The organism is Pseudomonas sp. GM33 (genome assembly GCF_000282295.1).
GTDB lineage: Bacteria > Pseudomonadota > Gammaproteobacteria > Pseudomonadales > Pseudomonadaceae > Aquipseudomonas > Aquipseudomonas laurylsulfatiphila.
In genome coordinates, this window is sequence record NZ_AKJO01000081.1 from 1 (window position 1) to 16,248 (window position 16,248).

At 61.2% G+C, this 16,248-nt stretch carries 12 protein-coding genes and 2 pseudogenes; 5 read left to right on the plus strand and 9 right to left on the minus strand.

Going from position 1 to position 16,248, the window contains the following annotated elements:
* Positions 1–19 precede the first annotated feature (19 nt).
* From PMI26_RS16025 to arcD (PMI26_RS16015), 3 genes are all read right to left on the minus strand, one after another.
* Positions 20–1,030 (minus strand): ornithine carbamoyltransferase, encoded by a 1,011-nt coding sequence (locus PMI26_RS16025; protein ID WP_007974406.1) that lies wholly within the window; start codon positions 1,028–1,030, stop codon positions 20–22.
* An 81-nt stretch (positions 1,031–1,111) separates the two neighbouring features.
* On the minus strand, positions 1,112–2,368 hold the full coding sequence (gene arcA, locus PMI26_RS16020) for an arginine deiminase (RefSeq protein WP_007974408.1): 1,257 nt from the start codon (positions 2,366–2,368) through the stop codon (positions 1,112–1,114).
* 33 nt (positions 2,369–2,401) lie between these two features.
* Positions 2,402–3,829, minus strand: coding sequence for an arginine-ornithine antiporter (gene arcD, locus PMI26_RS16015; RefSeq protein ID WP_007974411.1), 1,428 nt, complete (start codon positions 3,827–3,829; stop codon positions 2,402–2,404).
* Positions 3,830–4,274: 445 nt separating this feature from the next.
* Here arcD (PMI26_RS16015) and arcD (PMI26_RS16010) point away from each other — a divergent pair, with 445 nt between their 5' ends.
* Together arcD (PMI26_RS16010) and PMI26_RS16005 are read left to right on the plus strand one after the other, a co-directional pair.
* Positions 4,275–5,702 carry an arginine-ornithine antiporter gene (gene arcD, locus PMI26_RS16010; RefSeq protein WP_007974413.1) on the plus strand — a complete coding sequence of 476 codons (1,428 nt, stop codon included), beginning with the start codon at positions 4,275–4,277 and terminating at the stop codon, positions 5,700–5,702.
* Positions 5,699–6,562, plus strand: coding sequence for a DNA-3-methyladenine glycosylase family protein (locus PMI26_RS16005; RefSeq protein ID WP_007974414.1), 864 nt, complete (start codon positions 5,699–5,701; stop codon positions 6,560–6,562). The genes arcD (PMI26_RS16010) and PMI26_RS16005 overlap by 4 nt, the downstream gene beginning before the upstream one ends.
* A 131-nt stretch (positions 6,563–6,693) precedes the next feature.
* Here PMI26_RS16005 and PMI26_RS16000 read toward each other — a convergent pair whose 3' ends face one another.
* The 6 genes and pseudogenes from PMI26_RS16000 to gap form a co-directional block, all read right to left on the minus strand.
* Positions 6,694–8,043: a CoA transferase gene (locus PMI26_RS16000; RefSeq protein WP_007974416.1), complete on the minus strand. Its 1,350-nt coding sequence runs from the start codon at positions 8,041–8,043 to the stop codon at positions 6,694–6,696.
* A gap of 173 nt (positions 8,044–8,216) precedes the next feature.
* Positions 8,217–8,972, minus strand: coding sequence for a methyl-accepting chemotaxis protein (locus tag PMI26_RS32330; RefSeq protein ID WP_376739137.1), 756 nt, complete (start codon positions 8,970–8,972; stop codon positions 8,217–8,219).
* 102 nt (positions 8,973–9,074) lie between these two features.
* Positions 9,075–10,355, minus strand: a pseudogene (locus PMI26_RS32335) (PDC sensor domain-containing protein); the annotation flags it as partial.
* Positions 10,356–10,556: 201 nt separating this feature from the next.
* Positions 10,557–10,694, minus strand: a pseudogene (locus tag PMI26_RS31400) (DUF454 domain-containing protein); the annotation flags it as partial.
* Positions 10,691–11,155: a methylglyoxal synthase gene (locus tag PMI26_RS15990; protein WP_007974421.1), complete on the minus strand. Its 465-nt coding sequence runs from the start codon at positions 11,153–11,155 to the stop codon at positions 10,691–10,693. The gene PMI26_RS15990 and the pseudogene PMI26_RS31400, both read right to left, overlap by 4 nt.
* Positions 11,156–11,304: 149 nt before the next feature.
* A complete protein-coding gene (gene gap, locus PMI26_RS15985; protein WP_007974423.1) occupies positions 11,305–12,306 on the minus strand; it encodes a type I glyceraldehyde-3-phosphate dehydrogenase in 1,002 nt (333 codons plus the stop codon).
* 220 nt (positions 12,307–12,526) lie between these two features.
* Here gap and edd point away from each other — a divergent pair, with 220 nt between their 5' ends.
* From edd to PMI26_RS15970, 3 genes are all read left to right on the plus strand, one after another.
* The gene (gene edd, locus PMI26_RS15980) at positions 12,527–14,353 is read left to right on the plus strand and encodes a phosphogluconate dehydratase (RefSeq protein ID WP_007974426.1); all 1,827 of its coding nucleotides are present in this window, start codon (positions 12,527–12,529) and stop codon (positions 14,351–14,353) included.
* Positions 14,350–15,309: a glucokinase gene (locus tag PMI26_RS15975; RefSeq protein ID WP_007974427.1), complete on the plus strand. Its 960-nt coding sequence runs from the start codon at positions 14,350–14,352 to the stop codon at positions 15,307–15,309. The genes edd and PMI26_RS15975 overlap by 4 nt, the downstream gene beginning before the upstream one ends.
* Positions 15,310–15,495: 186 nt before the next feature.
* Positions 15,496–16,227, plus strand: a complete 732-nt coding sequence (locus PMI26_RS15970) for a response regulator (RefSeq protein WP_007974429.1) — start codon at positions 15,496–15,498, stop codon at positions 16,225–16,227.
* Positions 16,228–16,248: the final 21 nt, after the last annotated feature.

The following is a 16,248-nucleotide window of genomic DNA, read 5'->3' on the forward strand; positions in this document are numbered from 1 at the left end:
GTGGGAGCCGAGTCAGCCGTTAAAGGTCCGCCAGCGTCGACACCAGAATCGCCTTGATGGTGTGCATGCGGTTTTCCGCTTGCTCGAAGGCGATGCAGGCCGGCGACTCGAACACGTCATCGGTCACTTCGATGCCGTTGCTCAGGTGCGGGTACTGCTCGGCAATCTGCTTGCCGACTTTGGTATCACAGTTGTGGAACGCCGGCAGGCAGTGCATGAACTTGGTGCGCGGGTTGCCGGTGGCTTTCATCAGTTCGGCGTTGACCTGATACGGCAGCAGTTGCTGGATACGTTCGGCCCAGGCTTCAACCGGTTCGCCCATCGAGACCCAGACGTCGGTGTGGATGAAATCCACGCCCTTGACGGCGGCTTTCGGATCTTCGGTGAGGGTAATGCGTGCGCCGCTTTCTTCACCGTACTGTTTGCAGCGAGCCACCAGGTCGTCCGCCGGCCACAGGGCTTTTGGCGCGCAGATGCGCACGTCCATGCCGAGCTTGGCGCCGATCAGCAACAGCGAGTTACCCATGTTGTTGCGCGCGTCGCCGAGGTAGGCGTAGCTGATTTCGTGGATCGGTTTGTCGGCGTGTTCACGCATGGTCAGCACGTCGGCGATCATTTGTGTCGGGTGATACTCGTCGGTCAGGCCATTGAACACCGGTACGCCGGCGAACTTGGCCAGTTCCTCGACGATTTCCTGTTTGAAGCCACGGTACTCGATGGCGTCGTACATGCGCCCGAGCACGCGGGCGGTGTCCTTCATGCTTTCCTTGTGACCGATCTGCGAGGAGTTCGGGTCGATGTAGGTGACGTTGGCGCCCTGGTCATAGGCTGCAACTTCGAACGCGCAGCGGGTGCGGGTCGAGGTTTTTTCGAAGATCAGCGCGATGTTGTTGCCCTTGAGATGCTGCTGTTCGGTGCCGGTGTACTTGGCACGCTTGAGGTCGCGGGACAGGTCGAGCAGGTAGCGCAATTCGCGAGGGGTGTGGTGTTCCAGGCTCAGCAGATTGCGGTTATGGATGTTGAACGCCATTTTGGATCTCCTAAGGTGTCGGTTATCCCCTTGGTCCGAGCATGCCCTGGGGTAGAGGGCAGCGCGGGCCAAGGTAATAGGTTAGTAGTCAATCGGATCGCGGATGATCGGGCAGGTCATGCAATGGCCGCCGCCCCGTCCCCGGCCGAGTTCGCCGGCGCTGATGGTGATGACCTCCACCCCGGCCTTGCGCAGCAGGGTATTGGTGTAGGTATTGCGGTCGTAGCCGATGACCACGCCCGGCTCCACGGCCACCACGTTGTTGCCGTCGTCCCATTGCTCGCGTTCGGCGGCGAAGCTGTTGCCGCCGGTTTCCACCACGCGCAACGCTTTGAGGTTGAGGGCCTGGGCGACGGTGTCGAGGAAGTTGCTGTCTTCGCGACGGATGTCGATGCCGCCTGCCTTGCTTTCATCGGGACGCAGGGTGAAGGCGACAATCTGGTTCACCACTTCCGGGAAGATCGTGACGAGGTCGCGATCGCAGAAGCTGAACACGGTGTCCAGGTGCATCGCCGCGCGGGATTTCGGCAGGCCGGCGACTATCACTTTCTCGACGGCCTTGTTCTTGAACAGGTTCACCGCCAGTTGGGCAATGGCCTGGCGCGAGGAGCGTTCGCCCATGCCGATCAACACCACGCCGTTGCCGATCGGCATCACATCACCGCCCTCAAGGGTGGCGTTGCCGTGGTCCTTGTCCGGGTCGCCGTACCAGATCTGGAAGTCGGCGTTGGTGAACTCGGGGTGGAATTTGTAGATGGCGGTGGTCAGCAGGGTCTCCTGACGGCGCGCCGGCCAGTACATCGGGTTGAGGGTAACGCCACCGTAGATCCAGCAGGTGGTATCGCGGGTGAACTGGGTGTTGGGCAGCGGCGGCAGGATGAAGCTGGAGTGGCCGAGGAAGTCGCGGAACATCTCGATGGCCTTACCGCCAAAACTGGTCGGTAAGTCGTCGCCCGATACGCCGCCGATCAGGAACTCGGCGATGTGACGTGGCTCCAGGCTGCGCAGCCACGAAGCGGTTTCGTTGATCAGGCCCAGGCCCACCGAGTTGGCGGTGATCTTGCGTTCCAGAATCCAGTCCAGGGCTTCGGGAATGGCGACGATGTCGGTCAGCAGGTTGTGCATTTCCAGCACATCGACGTTACGTTCGCGCATCTTGGTGACGAAGTCGAAGTGGTCGCGCTTGGCCTGGGCCACCCACAGCACATCGTCGAACAGCAGTTCATCGCAGTTGTTCGGGGTCAGCCGCTGATGGGCCAGTCCTGGGGAGCAAACCATGACTTTGCGCAGTTTGCCGGCTTCGGAATGGACGCCGTACTTAACTTTTTCCGTGGTCATTACAGTGATCCTCCAGATGACAAAACAATTGCATTACAGGGTCAGGAAGCCGTCGTAGAGACCGTAGGCCGCCACCACGGCGCCGACGACTACCGCAGCGAAAATCAGCTTCTCGACGTTGGTGAAAACCGGTTTGTCGATTTCCAGCTTGGCCTTGGCGAACAGGATCACGCCGGGGGCGTAGAGCAGGGCGGACAGCAGCAGGTATTTGGTGCCGCCGGCGTACAGCAGCCAGATCGCGTAGACTAGGGCCACGGCGCCGATGATGAGATCTTTCTGCCGACCGCCCGACGCGCCCTCATAGGTTTCGCCCCGCACGGCCAACAGCAGTGCGTAGGCCGCCGACCACAGGTACGGCACCAGGATCATCGAGGTGGCGAGGTAGATCAGCGACAGGTAAGTGCTGGCCGAGAACAAGGTGATGACCAGGAAGATCTGCACCATGGCGTTGGTCAGCCACAGGGCATTGACCGGTACATGGTTGGCGTTCTCCTTGCGCAGGAACGCCGGCATGGTGTGGTCCTTGGCAGCGGCGAACATGATCTCCGCACACAGCAGCACCCACGACAGCAAAGCCCCCAGCAACGAGATGATCAGGCCGACGCTGATCAGCACTGCGCCCCAGTGGCCGACCACATGCTCCAGCACCGCCGCCATCGACGGGTTCTGCAATTTGGCCAGTTCCGGCTGGGTCATGATCCCCAGCGACAGCACGTTCACCAGCACCAGGAACAGCAGCACGGTGACAAAGCCGATCACGGTGGCTTTACCCACGTCGCTGCGTTTTTCCGCGCGGGCCGAAAAGATGCTCGCGCCTTCGATGCCGATGAACACCCACACGGTGACCAGCATCATCTTGCGCACCTGGTCCATCACGCTGCCCAGGTCCGGATTCTTGAGGCCCCAGATGTCAGCGGTGAAGATGTCCAGTTTGAAGGCGAACAACGCGATCAACACGAACAGCACCAGCGGCACGATCTTGGCGACGGTGGTCACCAGGTTGATGAACGCGGCTTCCTTGATGCCTCGCAGTACGAGGAAATGCACGGCCCAGAGCAGCACCGAGGCACCGATCACGGCAGCAGGGGTATTCCCCTCCCCGAATAGCGGAAAGAAGTAGCCGAGCGTGCTGAACAGCAGGACGAAGTAACCGACGTTGCCCAGCCAGGCACTGATCCAGTATCCCCAGGCGGACGAGAAGCCCATGTAGTCGCCGAAACCGGCCTTGGCGTAGGCGTAGACCCCGCCGTCCAGGTCGGGTTTGCGATTGGCCAGGGTCTGGAACACGAACGCCAGGGTCAGCATGCCGACGGCGGTGATTGCCCAACCGATCAGAATGGCGCCGACATCGGCACTGGCGGCCATGTTTTGCGGCAAGGAAAAGATCCCGCCACCAATCATCGAACCGACGACTAATGCAACCAGTGCGCCGAGTTTGAGTTTTCCGGGAGCTTCAGACATTGCATGACTCCAATGCAGGAGAAGAGAGGCCAGCAGATTAATTCCGTTGGTTATCCAATCAGCTGACTTGGATCACTAAATGAGAGCGTTCCCAGTTTGTTGGCGGAGTGCCATCATTTCAAGGCGGCTGCTTGTAATGCCTGATTTAGAGCCTTTGAGTGGATTATTTCAGTTATTTTGTATTCTGTTTCGAATTATGACGCTAGTTGGTTTTTCAGAATTCGCCAATCTTCCTCACGGGTTTTTTGTACAAAATTGATGTATTGGAAAAGCGTATACAACAAATGATTATATCGGCGCCTTTAATAGCCATTTTGTGCAAGTAAAAAGACATGGGTTGGCGTTATCCAATAAACGTTATTACGCTTCAACAGTTTAGTTGACGCCCGATATGTGACGATCTCGCGGCAGTTGTCGCCCCCCCGAAAAAAATGGAGATGCAACGATGTCGCAATCACCGAGCAAGCTTCGCCTGAGCGCATTGATCGCCCTGGTGGTGGGTTCGATGATCGGTGGCGGGATCTTTTCCCTGCCGCAAAACATGGCGGCCAGGGCCGATGCCGGGGCGATCCTGATCGGTTGGGCGATCACCGCCGTCGGCATGCTGACCCTGGCGTTCGTGTTCCAGACCCTGGCCAATCGCAAGCCGGAGCTGGAGTCCGGGGTGTATGCCTATGCCAAGGCCGGGTTCGGCGACTACATGGGGTTCTCGTCCGCCTGGGGGTACTGGATCAGCGCCTGGCTGGGCAACGTCGGCTACTTCGTGCTGCTGTTCAGTACCCTGGGTTATTTCGTTCCGGTCTTTGGCGAAGGCAACACGCCGATCGCCATCGCCTGCGCTTCGGTGCTGCTCTGGACCGTGCATTTTGTGGTGATGCGCGGGATCAAGGAGGCGGCGTTCATCAACCAGGTGACCACCGTGGCCAAGATCGTGCCGTTGATCATGTTCATCGTGATTGCCGCCGTGGCGTTCAAGGCGGACATCTTTACCCTCGATATCTGGGGGCGTAACAACGCGGAATTCGGCAGTGTGATGAATCAGGTTCGGCACATGATGCTGGTCACCGTGTTCGTGTTCATCGGGATCGAGGGGGCCAGTGTCTATTCGGCCCGGGCGGAGAAACGTTCCGACGTGGGCCGGGCGACGGTGATCGGGTTCATTGGGGTCTTGGCACTGCTGGTGCTGGTGAACGTGCTATCGCTGGGGATCATGACCCAGCCGGAACTGGCGAAACTGCAGAACCCCTCGTTGGCGGCGGTGCTTGAGCATATCGTCGGCCACTGGGGGGCAGTGCTGATCAGCGTTGGCCTGGCGATCTCGCTGTTGGGGGCGTTGCTGTCCTGGGCGCTGCTGTGCGCCGAAATCCTGTTCGCCACGGCGAAAGACAAGACCATGCCGGCATTCCTGACCAGGGAAAACGCCAACCGTGTGCCGGTCAATGCCATGTGGCTGACCAACTCGATGATCCAGTTGTTCCTGCTGATCACGCTGTTTTCCGCGGGCACCTACACCAGTCTGATTTACCTGGCGTCATCGATGATTCTGGTGCCGTACCTGTGGTCGGCGGCCTATGCGGTGTTGTTGTGCGTGCGCGGGGAAACCTATCAGCAGGCAAGCGCCGAGCGCAGCAAGGATTTGCTGGTTGGTGTCATCGCCTTGAGTTACGCAGTGTGGTTGCTGTACGCCGGTGGCCTGAAGTATTTGCTGCTGTCGGCGTTGCTGTATGCGCCGGGTGTGATCCTGTTTGCCAAGGCCCGCCATGAACAGGGCATGCCATTGTTCACGACGCTCGAGAAAGGCATTTTCACCGCGGTCATCAGCGGTGCCGGGCTGGCGGCTTATGGGCTGTATAGCGGGTTGCTGAGTCTGTGAAGCTGTTGCTAGCGTATCAGCCACCCTATGACTGGCCGGCCATGCTGGGATTTTTGTCGGCACGGGCGATTGCAGGACTGGAAACGGTGGCTGACGGCGTCTACTCGCGCAGCATCGATCTGAAGGGGATGCACGGCAGCTTTTCTATCCGGCCTGCCACGTCTGACGCCCTTGAGCTGGCGCTGGATTTTCCCGACCCGAGCGCCGTGCCCGACATCGTCGCAAGCGTGCGGCGGATGTTCGATCTCGATGCCGACCTCGCCACGATCCATCGGCATTTAGCGCTTGATCCACTGATGGCCCGGTTGATTGCCGAGCGTCCCGGGCTGCGTGTGCCGGGGGCGTGGGACGGGCTGGAACTGGCGATCCGCGCGGTGCTGGGCCAGCAGATTACGGTGGCGGCGGCGATCCGCCTGGCGGGGAAACTGGTGGCGCAATATGGCGTGCCACTGGGTAAGCCGTTAGCGGGTTTGAGTCATGTGTTCCCCACGGCGCAGGTGTTGGCGCAGGCCGATCTGGCTGCGTTGGGCATGCCGAAAAGCCGAGGCCGGACCTTGTCGGGTGTGGCCCGGGCATTGCTCGATGACCCGCGATTGTTCGAGCCCGGTCGGGAGGCGGGCGTAGCGCGGTTACTGGCGTTGCACGGGATTGGTGACTGGACGGCGCAATACATTGCGTTGCGCCAGTTGCGGGAGATGGATGGATTTCCCAATGGCGACGTGGGGCTGGTCAATGCATTGGCGGCACTGGAGGGTGGGCCGGTGACGGCGAAGCAGCTGTTGGCGCGGGCTGAAGGGTGGCGGCCCTATCGCGGGTATGCGGCGCAGGTGCTGTGGACTTCGTTGAGTCGGGTGGACTGAGCTGATCCGGGTTTTTGTGTTGCTGTTTCTGGCGCCTTCGCGAGCAGGCTCGCTCCCACAGTTGACCGAGTTCCAACTGATGACCGCGATCAAATGTGGGAGCGAGCCTGCTCGCGAAGGCGATCTGACGGTCACCACCACTGCGCGGGATGTGAACCCAGTTCCGTTGCCGGAAGCACCCATTGCAACGGCGTCGCCGTGATCTTCAGCGGCACCTGCAACCGATGCGCCGGCCCCCAGGACGTTTGCTCCACCAGCCTCCCCAGATCCTGTTGATCTTCGCCGCGCAACGACTCATCCGGGCCGGGCCCCCGCTCGATCAACAACTTCGCCGTGCGCGCCAACGACAATCGCGCCGAGCCACCTGTACCGTCGCTCAACCGTTGCGCCAGCAACCTGATCACACTGGCCGCCATCAAATACCCGGTGGCGTGATCGAGTGCCTGCACCGGCAATGGCGTCGGTTTGTCTGCCGACTTCCAGCGCATGCCCGCTTCGGCAATGCCACTGCTCATCTGTACCAGGCTGTCGAAGCCCCGGCGATTTTGCCAGGGGCCATTCCAGCCATAGGCATTGAGGCAAACATCAATCAGGCCGGGGTTCAGTTGCCGGCGCTGATTCGCGCCCAAGCCAAGTCGTTCCAGCGCATCGGCACGATAGCCGTGGAGCAGAATGTCGGCGTCCTTGAGCAGGGATTCGAATACCCCGCGGTCGGATTTGTCGTTCAGATCAAGACGCGCGCAACGCTTTCCCAGCGTGACTTCCGGCACTACCCCTGGCTCGTTCCACGTCGGCGGATCGATGCGCAGGACATCGGCGCCCAGGCCTGCCAGAAAGCGGCTGGCGATGGGGCCTGCCAGTACCCGGGTCAAGTCCAGCACCTTGATGCCGGCCAGGGGGCGAGCCACTGAACCTGTCCAGGGTTTGTGGCTCTGGCTTGGGTGGTCGGCGAACAGAACCAAGGGTTCGGCATTCACTGCCTGGCCTTGGGGATGGACCTGCCATTGATCCCAGGTGCGCATTTCGGCGGCACAACCACCGGCATCCACCACCGCCTGTTCCAGCTCACTTTTCGCCCATTGCGCCACTTTGTCGGCCATCGCGGTACGGTCGGCACAGGCACCGAGCACGCGTTCGGCAGCGGCGCGGTGATGGGGCGCGTTGGTGTGCAGGCGAATCCAGCCGTCGCGGGTGGCGTAGTCACCGGCCACCGGGTCCCACAGCGGCGGAACGCTCCAGCCGATCGGGCGAATCGAGGTCCCGAACCAGAAGGACGCCAGGCGTCGGTCAACTTCAAGGTCGGGCCGGCGTCCGGTCTGTTGGTGCAGCAGTTCGCTGGCGGCCTGGCCGGCGGCGGCGATGCTTGCGCAAGCCAGCTCGGTGACGGCAAATGCCGAGGGCAGGGCGCCGTTGGACGTGAATGGAATCGGGGTGTGAGGCAAACCGAGTGCGGCTTGAATGGACGTGAGCAGATCAGTCATTGAAGAGCCCTCCGGAGCGAGAGCCAGATCTTAGATCAAATCAGGTGACAAGCCAGATGAAACCTGTGGGAGCGAGCCTGCTCGCGAAGGCGATGTGTCAGCCACATTGATGTTGCATGGGCTGCCGTCTTCGCGAGCAGGCTCGCTCCCACAGGGGGGGATGTGGCGATTTTTTAAACGCGGAACTGATCCATCAATTTCATCTGGTGGGTGGTCAGGGTGTTGAGCTGGCTGCTGATCTGCGCCGACTCGGTGGCCTGGCCGGTCAGGGTCTCGGTGACGGTGCGGATCGCCGAGACATTGCGGTTGACCTCTTCGGCGACGGCGCTTTGCTGTTCGGCGGCGCTGGCGATTTGCAGGTTCATGTCGCTGATCACAGTGACCGCGTCGCTGATTTTGCTCAGGGCCTGGACCGCCTGCTGGATCTGCCCGGCGTTGCTGTGGGCCTGGGTCTGGCTCGAGTGCATGGTGGCGACGACACCGCGGGTACCGGACTGGATGCGTTCGATCACCAGGCGAATTTCCTCCACCGAATCCTGGGTGCGCTTGGCCAGGTTGCGCACTTCATCGGCGACCACCGCAAAGCCGCGACCGCTTTCGCCGGCACGGGCCGCTTCAATCGCCGCGTTGAGGGCCAGCAGGTTGGTTTGCTCGGCGATGCTGCGGATCACTTCCAGCACCGAGCCGATCTGTTCGCTGTTCACCGCCAAGGCTTCGACTTCGGTCACGGCCTTGCTGACTTCGTCGGCCAGTTGATTGATGTCGCGGGTGCTGCGCTCGATGATTGACATGCCGTCGCGCGCCGACTGATCGGCACCCTTGGCGGCGTTGGCCGCGTTCGAGGCGCTGTTGGCGACATCGTGGGCCGTGGCGCTCATTTCGTTGGACGCGGTGGCGACCTGGTCGATTTCGCGGAACTGCACCTGCATGCCTTCACTGGTCTGGCGGGCGATTTCCGAAGACTGGTCGGCCGTGCCGCGGGCATCGGTGATGCTTTGCTTGATTTGCGCGATGGTCGGTTGCAGCTTGTCGAGGAAGCGGTTGAACCAGTTCACCAGTTCACCCAGTTCGTCCTGCTTGCTGTAGTGCAGGCGCTGGGTCAGGTCACCGTCGCCACTGGCAATCGCCTTGAGCATTTGCGCCACGCTGTTGATCGGTCGGGTCACGCCGGACGCGGTGAGCCACATCAGCAGCAGGCCGATCACACCGGCAATCACCGCCACCGACAAGGCCTTGATCGTGCCGCTTTGCTGGGCATCGTCGAGTACCGCTTGCAGCTTCACCGAGTCGGCCAGCAGCACTTGTTTGGGCAGGTCGATGACCACGGCCCAGGCCTTGGCATCGGCAATCGGGCTGACCGGGTACACCGCACGGATCAGGTCGCCTTGCTGGAGAATCTTCGGTGCACCACTGCCAAGCAGTTGCAGAATGTCCTTGCCGTCGGCACCCAGGGTGTCGCCGATGCTCTTGCCGACCTTACCGGCATCGACACTGTAGGCGGCCAGCACGCCAGTGCCGGAAACGATGAGCATGTGCCCGGCACTGTTGAACAGGTCGTGCTGAGAGTCGATCGCCGCCGCTTGCAGGGCGTCGAGGGCGATGTCGACACCGACCACGCCGATGGACTTGCCGTCCACCAGCAGCGGGACGGAAATGGTGGTCATCAACACTTCCTTGCCGCCGACAGTATCGGCGTAGGGGTCGAGCAGGCAGGTGCGCTTGCTGTCCCGAGGGCAGGTGTACCAGACGTTGTACGGCGTGCCGCTGAGGTTCAGGGTGGTCTTGGTCATGTCCTCTTCGACCATGATCGTGTTCAGCGTTTCACCACCGGCACGGCTGAAATAGGTAGCGAAGCGACCGGCCTCGTTGGATTGACGGGCGGCGTCGTTGACGAACTCGCTGTCCTTGCCGTCCAGGCCGTTGGGTTCGAAGGCCAGCCAGATGCCCAGCACCTTGGCGTTGCGCTCGAAGGCGGTTTTCAGGCTCTGGTTCAACTCTTCACGCAAGGCGCCGGGCTCAAGGGAGCGCTTGGCGGCCAGGTTGCGCATGTCCTTGATTTGATCCGCCAGGGCGGTCACCACCGTCAGGGTTTCACCGAACGTTTTCTGCACCCGCACCGCTTGTTCGGCGGCCTTGGCCTGCAGCAGGTCCTGCACACTGGCGGTGAGCATTCTAGTGCTGGAATCGCTGACCAGATCATCGTTCTGATTGGTCTGGTAGATGTTCATGCCCACTATCAGGGCGACTACTCCCAGCAGGCACAGACCGGACAGCAGGACGATTTTCAGGCGGATGGACAGTGAGTCGAACATAGGGCGAACTCGCGAATGGATGAAGTGTTGGCTGTGAGCCGTTGCGGCTCACTCGCTAAATCCATTTAGCGCCGATCAATGCACATCGGCGTGAAGGCCAGGTTACATGAATGGGCTGCCGACGAACGGTAGTGGTTGAACGTTTGCGCAGAAAAATGTGCCGAAAAAGGGTGTAAAAAGAGGAAAAAGCGCGGGGTGAATTCAGGAGGGTTGCGGCAGTGATTCCGGTCGTGACCCGATCCACAGGTTGCCCAGCCCCATCCCGGCAATCGCCAGGTAGATCGGCCAGCCGTGATCGAGCGTCAGCAGCATCAGACCGGCACATAACAGAAGCTTTACGCCCGACCCTGCAAATAGCTCGCGTAATCGGGAATCCGATGGGGATGCGCCTGATCCATCAACGGGCTGCTGAGCAGGTAGTCGGCGCTGCATTCGTTGCACGCCACCGGGATGTTCCACACGGCCGCGACACGCAGCAATGCCTTGATATCCGGGTCGTGGGGTTGTGGCTCGAACGGGTCCCAGAAGAACACCAGCATGTCGACCCGCTGCTCGGCGATTTGCGCACCGAGCTGTTGATCGCCACCCAGGGGGCCACTGATCATGCTCTCCACGGGCAGGTCGAGGCGTTGTTGCAACAACAACCCCGTGGTGCCGGTAGCGACCAGATCATGCTGGGCCAGCTTGTCTTTCTGCCGTTCGGCCCAGTCGAGCAAGAACATCTTGCAGTGGTCATGGGCAACCAGGGCAATACGCTTGCGCGCCGCCAGGGTCTTTTGCGTAAAGCTGATACCGATCATGGATTTTTGCTCCAGACATGACACGCACCTTGTAGGAGCGAGCCTGCTCGCGATGGACTGTAGAGCACCGCGGGGCATCAGGTTCCCCGCGTTATCGTTAACGACCATCGCGAGCAGGCTCGCTCCTACAAGACCGGGGGGGGTGCTGCTTATTCGGCGTTACACAGCGCCAGGCAGTTATCGAGCATGCGGTTGGAGAAGCCCCACTCGTTGTCGTACCAGGCCAGGACCTTGAGCAGTTTGCCGCTGGACTTGGTGTGGTTGGCGTCAAAGATCGACGACAGGGGGTTGTGGTTGAAGTCGCTGGAGACCAGCGGCAGGGTGTTGTACCCAAGGATCTTCGAGTGCTGGCTAGCCTCTTTCATCAGCGCATTGACCTCATCGGCCGACGCTTCGCGCTTGAGCTGCACGGTCAGGTCCACCAGCGACACATTGATCACTGGTACGCGCACCGACATGCCGGTCAATTTGCCCGCCAGTTCCGGCAGCACCAGGCCCACCGCTTCAGCAGCACCGGTCTTGCTCGGGATCATGTTCTGGGTGGCCGAACGGGCGCGGTACGGATCGACGTGATAGACGTCGGTCAGGTGCTGGTCGTTGGTATAGGCGTGAATGGTGGTCATCAGGCCGCTTTCGATGCCCAGCTCGCGGTGCAGCACCTGGGCCACCGGGGCCAGGCAGTTGGTGGTGCACGACGCATTGGAAATGATCTGGTGCGATTGGCGCAGAATGTCGTGGTTCACCCCGTAAACGACAGTGGCATCGGCGCCTTTGGCCGGGGCCGAGATGATCACTTTGCGCGCGCCGGCCGTAATATGCGCGGCGGCTTTGGCCCGGTCGGTGAACAGGCCGGTGCATTCGAATACCACATCAATCTTTTCCGCAGCCCAGGGCAGATCGGCCGGGTTGCGGATGGCACTGACCGAAATGCGGTCGCCGTTGACCGTCAGGCTCTCCTGGTCGTGCTGAACATCGGCATCGAACGTGCCGTGAACGGTGTCGTACTTGAGTAGATGAGCATTGATCGCGCTGTCGCCCAGGTCGTTGATGGCGACGATCTGCAGATCCTGACGGTAGCCCTGGGTATAGAGTGCGCGCAGGACATTACGGCCGATGCGGCCAAAACCATTGATTGCGATTCGAAGAGTCATAGTGCGGCGCTACCGTCGTTTTGTTGTTGGAATTACAAGATTATTCGCAAAAAAATAGAAAACAAGCCTTTTTGATGGCAATATTTTGTTCAATCTACAACGAGTGACCTGAATCAACTGGTCCAACCGATCAAGAAAACCGTCTGTCATCCCATCGACACCGGCCTTTGATCAGCATAGACAATCAGGTCGCCACATCCGTTAGCCTGGAGTTCTACACATGCATCCCCGCGTCCTTGAGGTCACCGAACGGCTTATCGCCCGCAGTCGCGCCACGCGTGAGGCTTACCTTGCATTGATTCGCGGTGCGGCCAGCGACGGTCCGATGCGCGGCAAGCTGCAATGCGCCAACTTCGCCCATGGCGTGGCCGGTTGCGGCAGCGACGACAAGCACAGCCTGCGGATGATGAACGCCGCGAACATCGCGATTGTTTCGTCATATAACGACATGCTCTCGGCGCACCAGCCGTACGAAGTCTTTCCGGAGCTGATCAAAAAGGCCCTGCGCGAAATCGGCTCCGTCGGTCAGTTCGCCGGTGGCACCCCGGCCATGTGCGATGGCGTGACCCAGGGCGAGCCGGGCATGGAGCTGAGCCTGCCGAGCCGCGAAGTGATCGCGTTGTCCACCGCCGTGGCGCTGTCCCACAACATGTTCGACGGCGCGCTGCTGCTCGGTATCTGCGACAAGATCGTGCCGGGCCTGATGATGGGCGCGCTGCGCTTCGGCCATCTGCCGATGATCTTCGTGCCGGGCGGGCCGATGGTCTCGGGCATTTCCAACAAGCAGAAAGCCGACGTGCGGCAGAAATACGCCGAAGGCAAGGCGACCCGCGAAGAGCTGCTGGAATCGGAGATGAAGTCCTACCACAGCCCTGGCACCTGCACCTTCTACGGCACCGCCAACACCAACCAGTTGCTGATGGAAGTCATGGGCCTGCATCTTCCGGGCGCGTCCTTCGTCAACCCGAACACGCCATTGCGTGACGCCCTGACCCGCGAAGCCGCGCACCAGGTCACGCGCCTGACCAAGCAGAACGGCGACTTTATGCCGATCGGCGAAATCGTCGACGAGCGTTCGCTGGTCAACTCGATTGTCGCGCTGCACGCCACCGGCGGCTCGACCAACCACACCCTGCACATGCCGGCCATCGCCATGGCGGCGGGCATTCAACTGACCTGGCAAGACATGGCCGACCTCTCCGAGGTGGTGCCGACCCTGAGCCACGTCTACCCGAACGGCAAGGCCGACATCAACCACTTCCAGGCTGCGGGTGGCATGTCGTTCCTGATCCGCGAACTGCTGGAAGCCGGGCTGCTCCACGAAAACGTCAACACCGTGATGGGCCATGGCCTGAGCCGCTATACCCAGGAGCCGTTCCTCGACAACGGCGAGCTGGTGTGGCGCGAAGGCGTGACCGACAGCCTCGATGAAAGCATCCTGCGTCCGGTCGCCCGTGCATTCTCGGCCGAAGGTGGCCTGCGGGTGATGGAAGGCAACCTCGGTCGCGGGGTGATGAAAGTCTCCGCCGTCGCCGTGGAAAACCAGATCGTCGAAGCGCCGGCTATGGTGTTCCAGGATCAGCAGGACCTGGCCGATGCATTCAAGGCCGGTTTGCTGGAGAAGGATTTTGTCGCGGTGATGCGCTTCCAGGGGCCGCGCTCCAACGGCATGCCCGAGCTGCACAAGATGACGCCGTTCCTCGGCGTATTGCAGGACCGCGGCTTCAAGGTGGCGCTGGTGACTGACGGACGCATGTCCGGTGCGTCGGGGAAAATCCCGGCGGCCATTCACGTCAGCCCCGAAGCTTATGTCGGCGGCGCTTTGGCGCGGGTGCAAGAGGGCGATATCATCCGCGTCGATGGCGTCAAAGGCACCCTGGAGCTTAAGGTGGACGCCGAAGAATTCGCAGCGCGCACGCCGGCCAAGGGCCTGTTGGGCAACAACATCGGCACCGGTCGCGAACTGTTTGGTTTCATGCGCATGGCCTTCAGCTCGGCGGAGCAGGGCGCCAGCGCCTTTACTTCTGCCCTGGAGACGCTTAATTGAAACTGGCTTTGGTCGGTGACATCGGTGGGACCAACGCACGTTTCGCGTTGTGGAAAAACCAGCAACTGGAATCGGTCCAGGTGCTGGCAACGGCGGATTTCCCCAGCCCGGAAGAAGCGATCAGCCTCTACCTCAACGGTCTGGGGCTGGCGCCGGGTTCGATCGGTTCGGTGTGTCTGTCGGTGGCCGGTCCCGTCAGTGGCGATGAGTTCAAGTTCACCAACAATCACTGGCGTCTGAGCCGCAAGGGTTTCTGCCAGACCTTGCAGGTGGATCAACTGTTGCTCGTCAACGACTTCTCGGCCATGGCCCTGGGCATGACCCGTTTGCAGCCCGGCGAATTCCGCGTGGTCTGCGAAGGCACGGCGGAACCGTTGCGCCCGGCCGTGGTGATTGGCCCGGGCACCGGCCTGGGCGTCGGCACCTTGCTCGATCTGGGCGAGGGCCGGTTTGCTGCGTTGCCAGGGGAGGGCGGTCACGTCGACCTGCCTTTGAGCAGCCCGCGTGAAACCCAACTCTGGCAGCACATTTTCAACGAGATCGGTCACGTTAGCGCTGAAACCGCGTTGAGCGGTGGCGGCTTGCCGCGCGTCTACCGGGCGATCTGTGCCGTGGACGGGCACACGCCGGTGCTCGACACGCCGGAAGCCATCACCGCCGCCGGGCTGGCGGGCGACCCGATTGCCGTGGAAGTGCTTGAGCAGTTCTGCTGCTGGCTCGGTCGCGTGGCGGGCAACAACGTGCTGACCAGCGGTGGACGCGGTGGCGTGTACATCGTTGGCGGAGTGATTCCACGGTTTGCCGATTTCTTCCTCGAAAGCGGTTTCGCCCGCTGCTTCGCCGACAAGGGGTGCATGAGCGATTACTTCAAGGGGATTCCGGTGTGGCTGGTGACGGCGCCGTATTCGGGCTTGATGGGGGCGGGTGTGGCGCTGGAGCAATCAAACCCAGCTTGAAACCCGATTACCTGTAGGAGCGAGCCTGCTCGCGATGGACGTCAACGATAACGCGGGCATTCTGAATGCACGCGGTGCCTTCAAGTCCATCGCGAGCAGGCTCGCTCCTACAGTGGTTTTGTGGTGTTTGTAAAAATGGTGCATCAGGCATAATCCGCCCAATTCAAACAACAAGGACGCCTTCCTGTGAGCTCAGTCAACAAGTCGATTTTGTTGGTCGATGACGATCAAGAGATACGCGAGTTGCTGGACACCTACCTGACTCGCGCCGGGTTCCAGGTGCGTGCCACTGCCGATGGCGCCGGTTTTCGCCAGGCGCTGAACGAGGCGCCGGCCGACCTGGTGATCCTTGACGTGATGCTGCCCGACGAAGACGGCTTCAGCCTGTGTCGCTGGATTCGCCAGCATCCGCGCCAGGCGCAGGTGCCGATCATCATGCTCACCGCCAGTTCCGACGAAGCCGACCGGGTCATCGGCCTGGAGCTCGGCGCCGACGATTACCTCGGCAAGCCGTTCAGCCCACGGGAGTTGCAGGCGCGGATCAAGGCGTTGCTGCGCCGCGCGCAGTTCGGTCAGGAGCGTAACGGCGGTGAGGTGCTGGCCTTCGATGACTGGCGCCTGGACATGGTCAGCCATCGGCTGTTTCACATCGATGGCGAAGAGGTGATTCTCTCGGGCGCCGACTTCGCACTGCTGAAACTGTTCCTCGACCATCCGCAGGAAATCCTCGACCGCGACACCATCGGCAACGCGACCCGTGGCCGTGAACTGATGCCGCTGGATCGCATCGTCGACATGGCGGTCAGCCGGTTGCGCCAGCGCTTGCGCGACACGGAAAAACCGCCACGGTTGATCCGCACCGTGCGCGGCAGCGGCTACCAACTGGCGGCCAATGTGGTTGCCGGCAATGGCCACTGAGATGTTGCGCAAGCTCGCCGC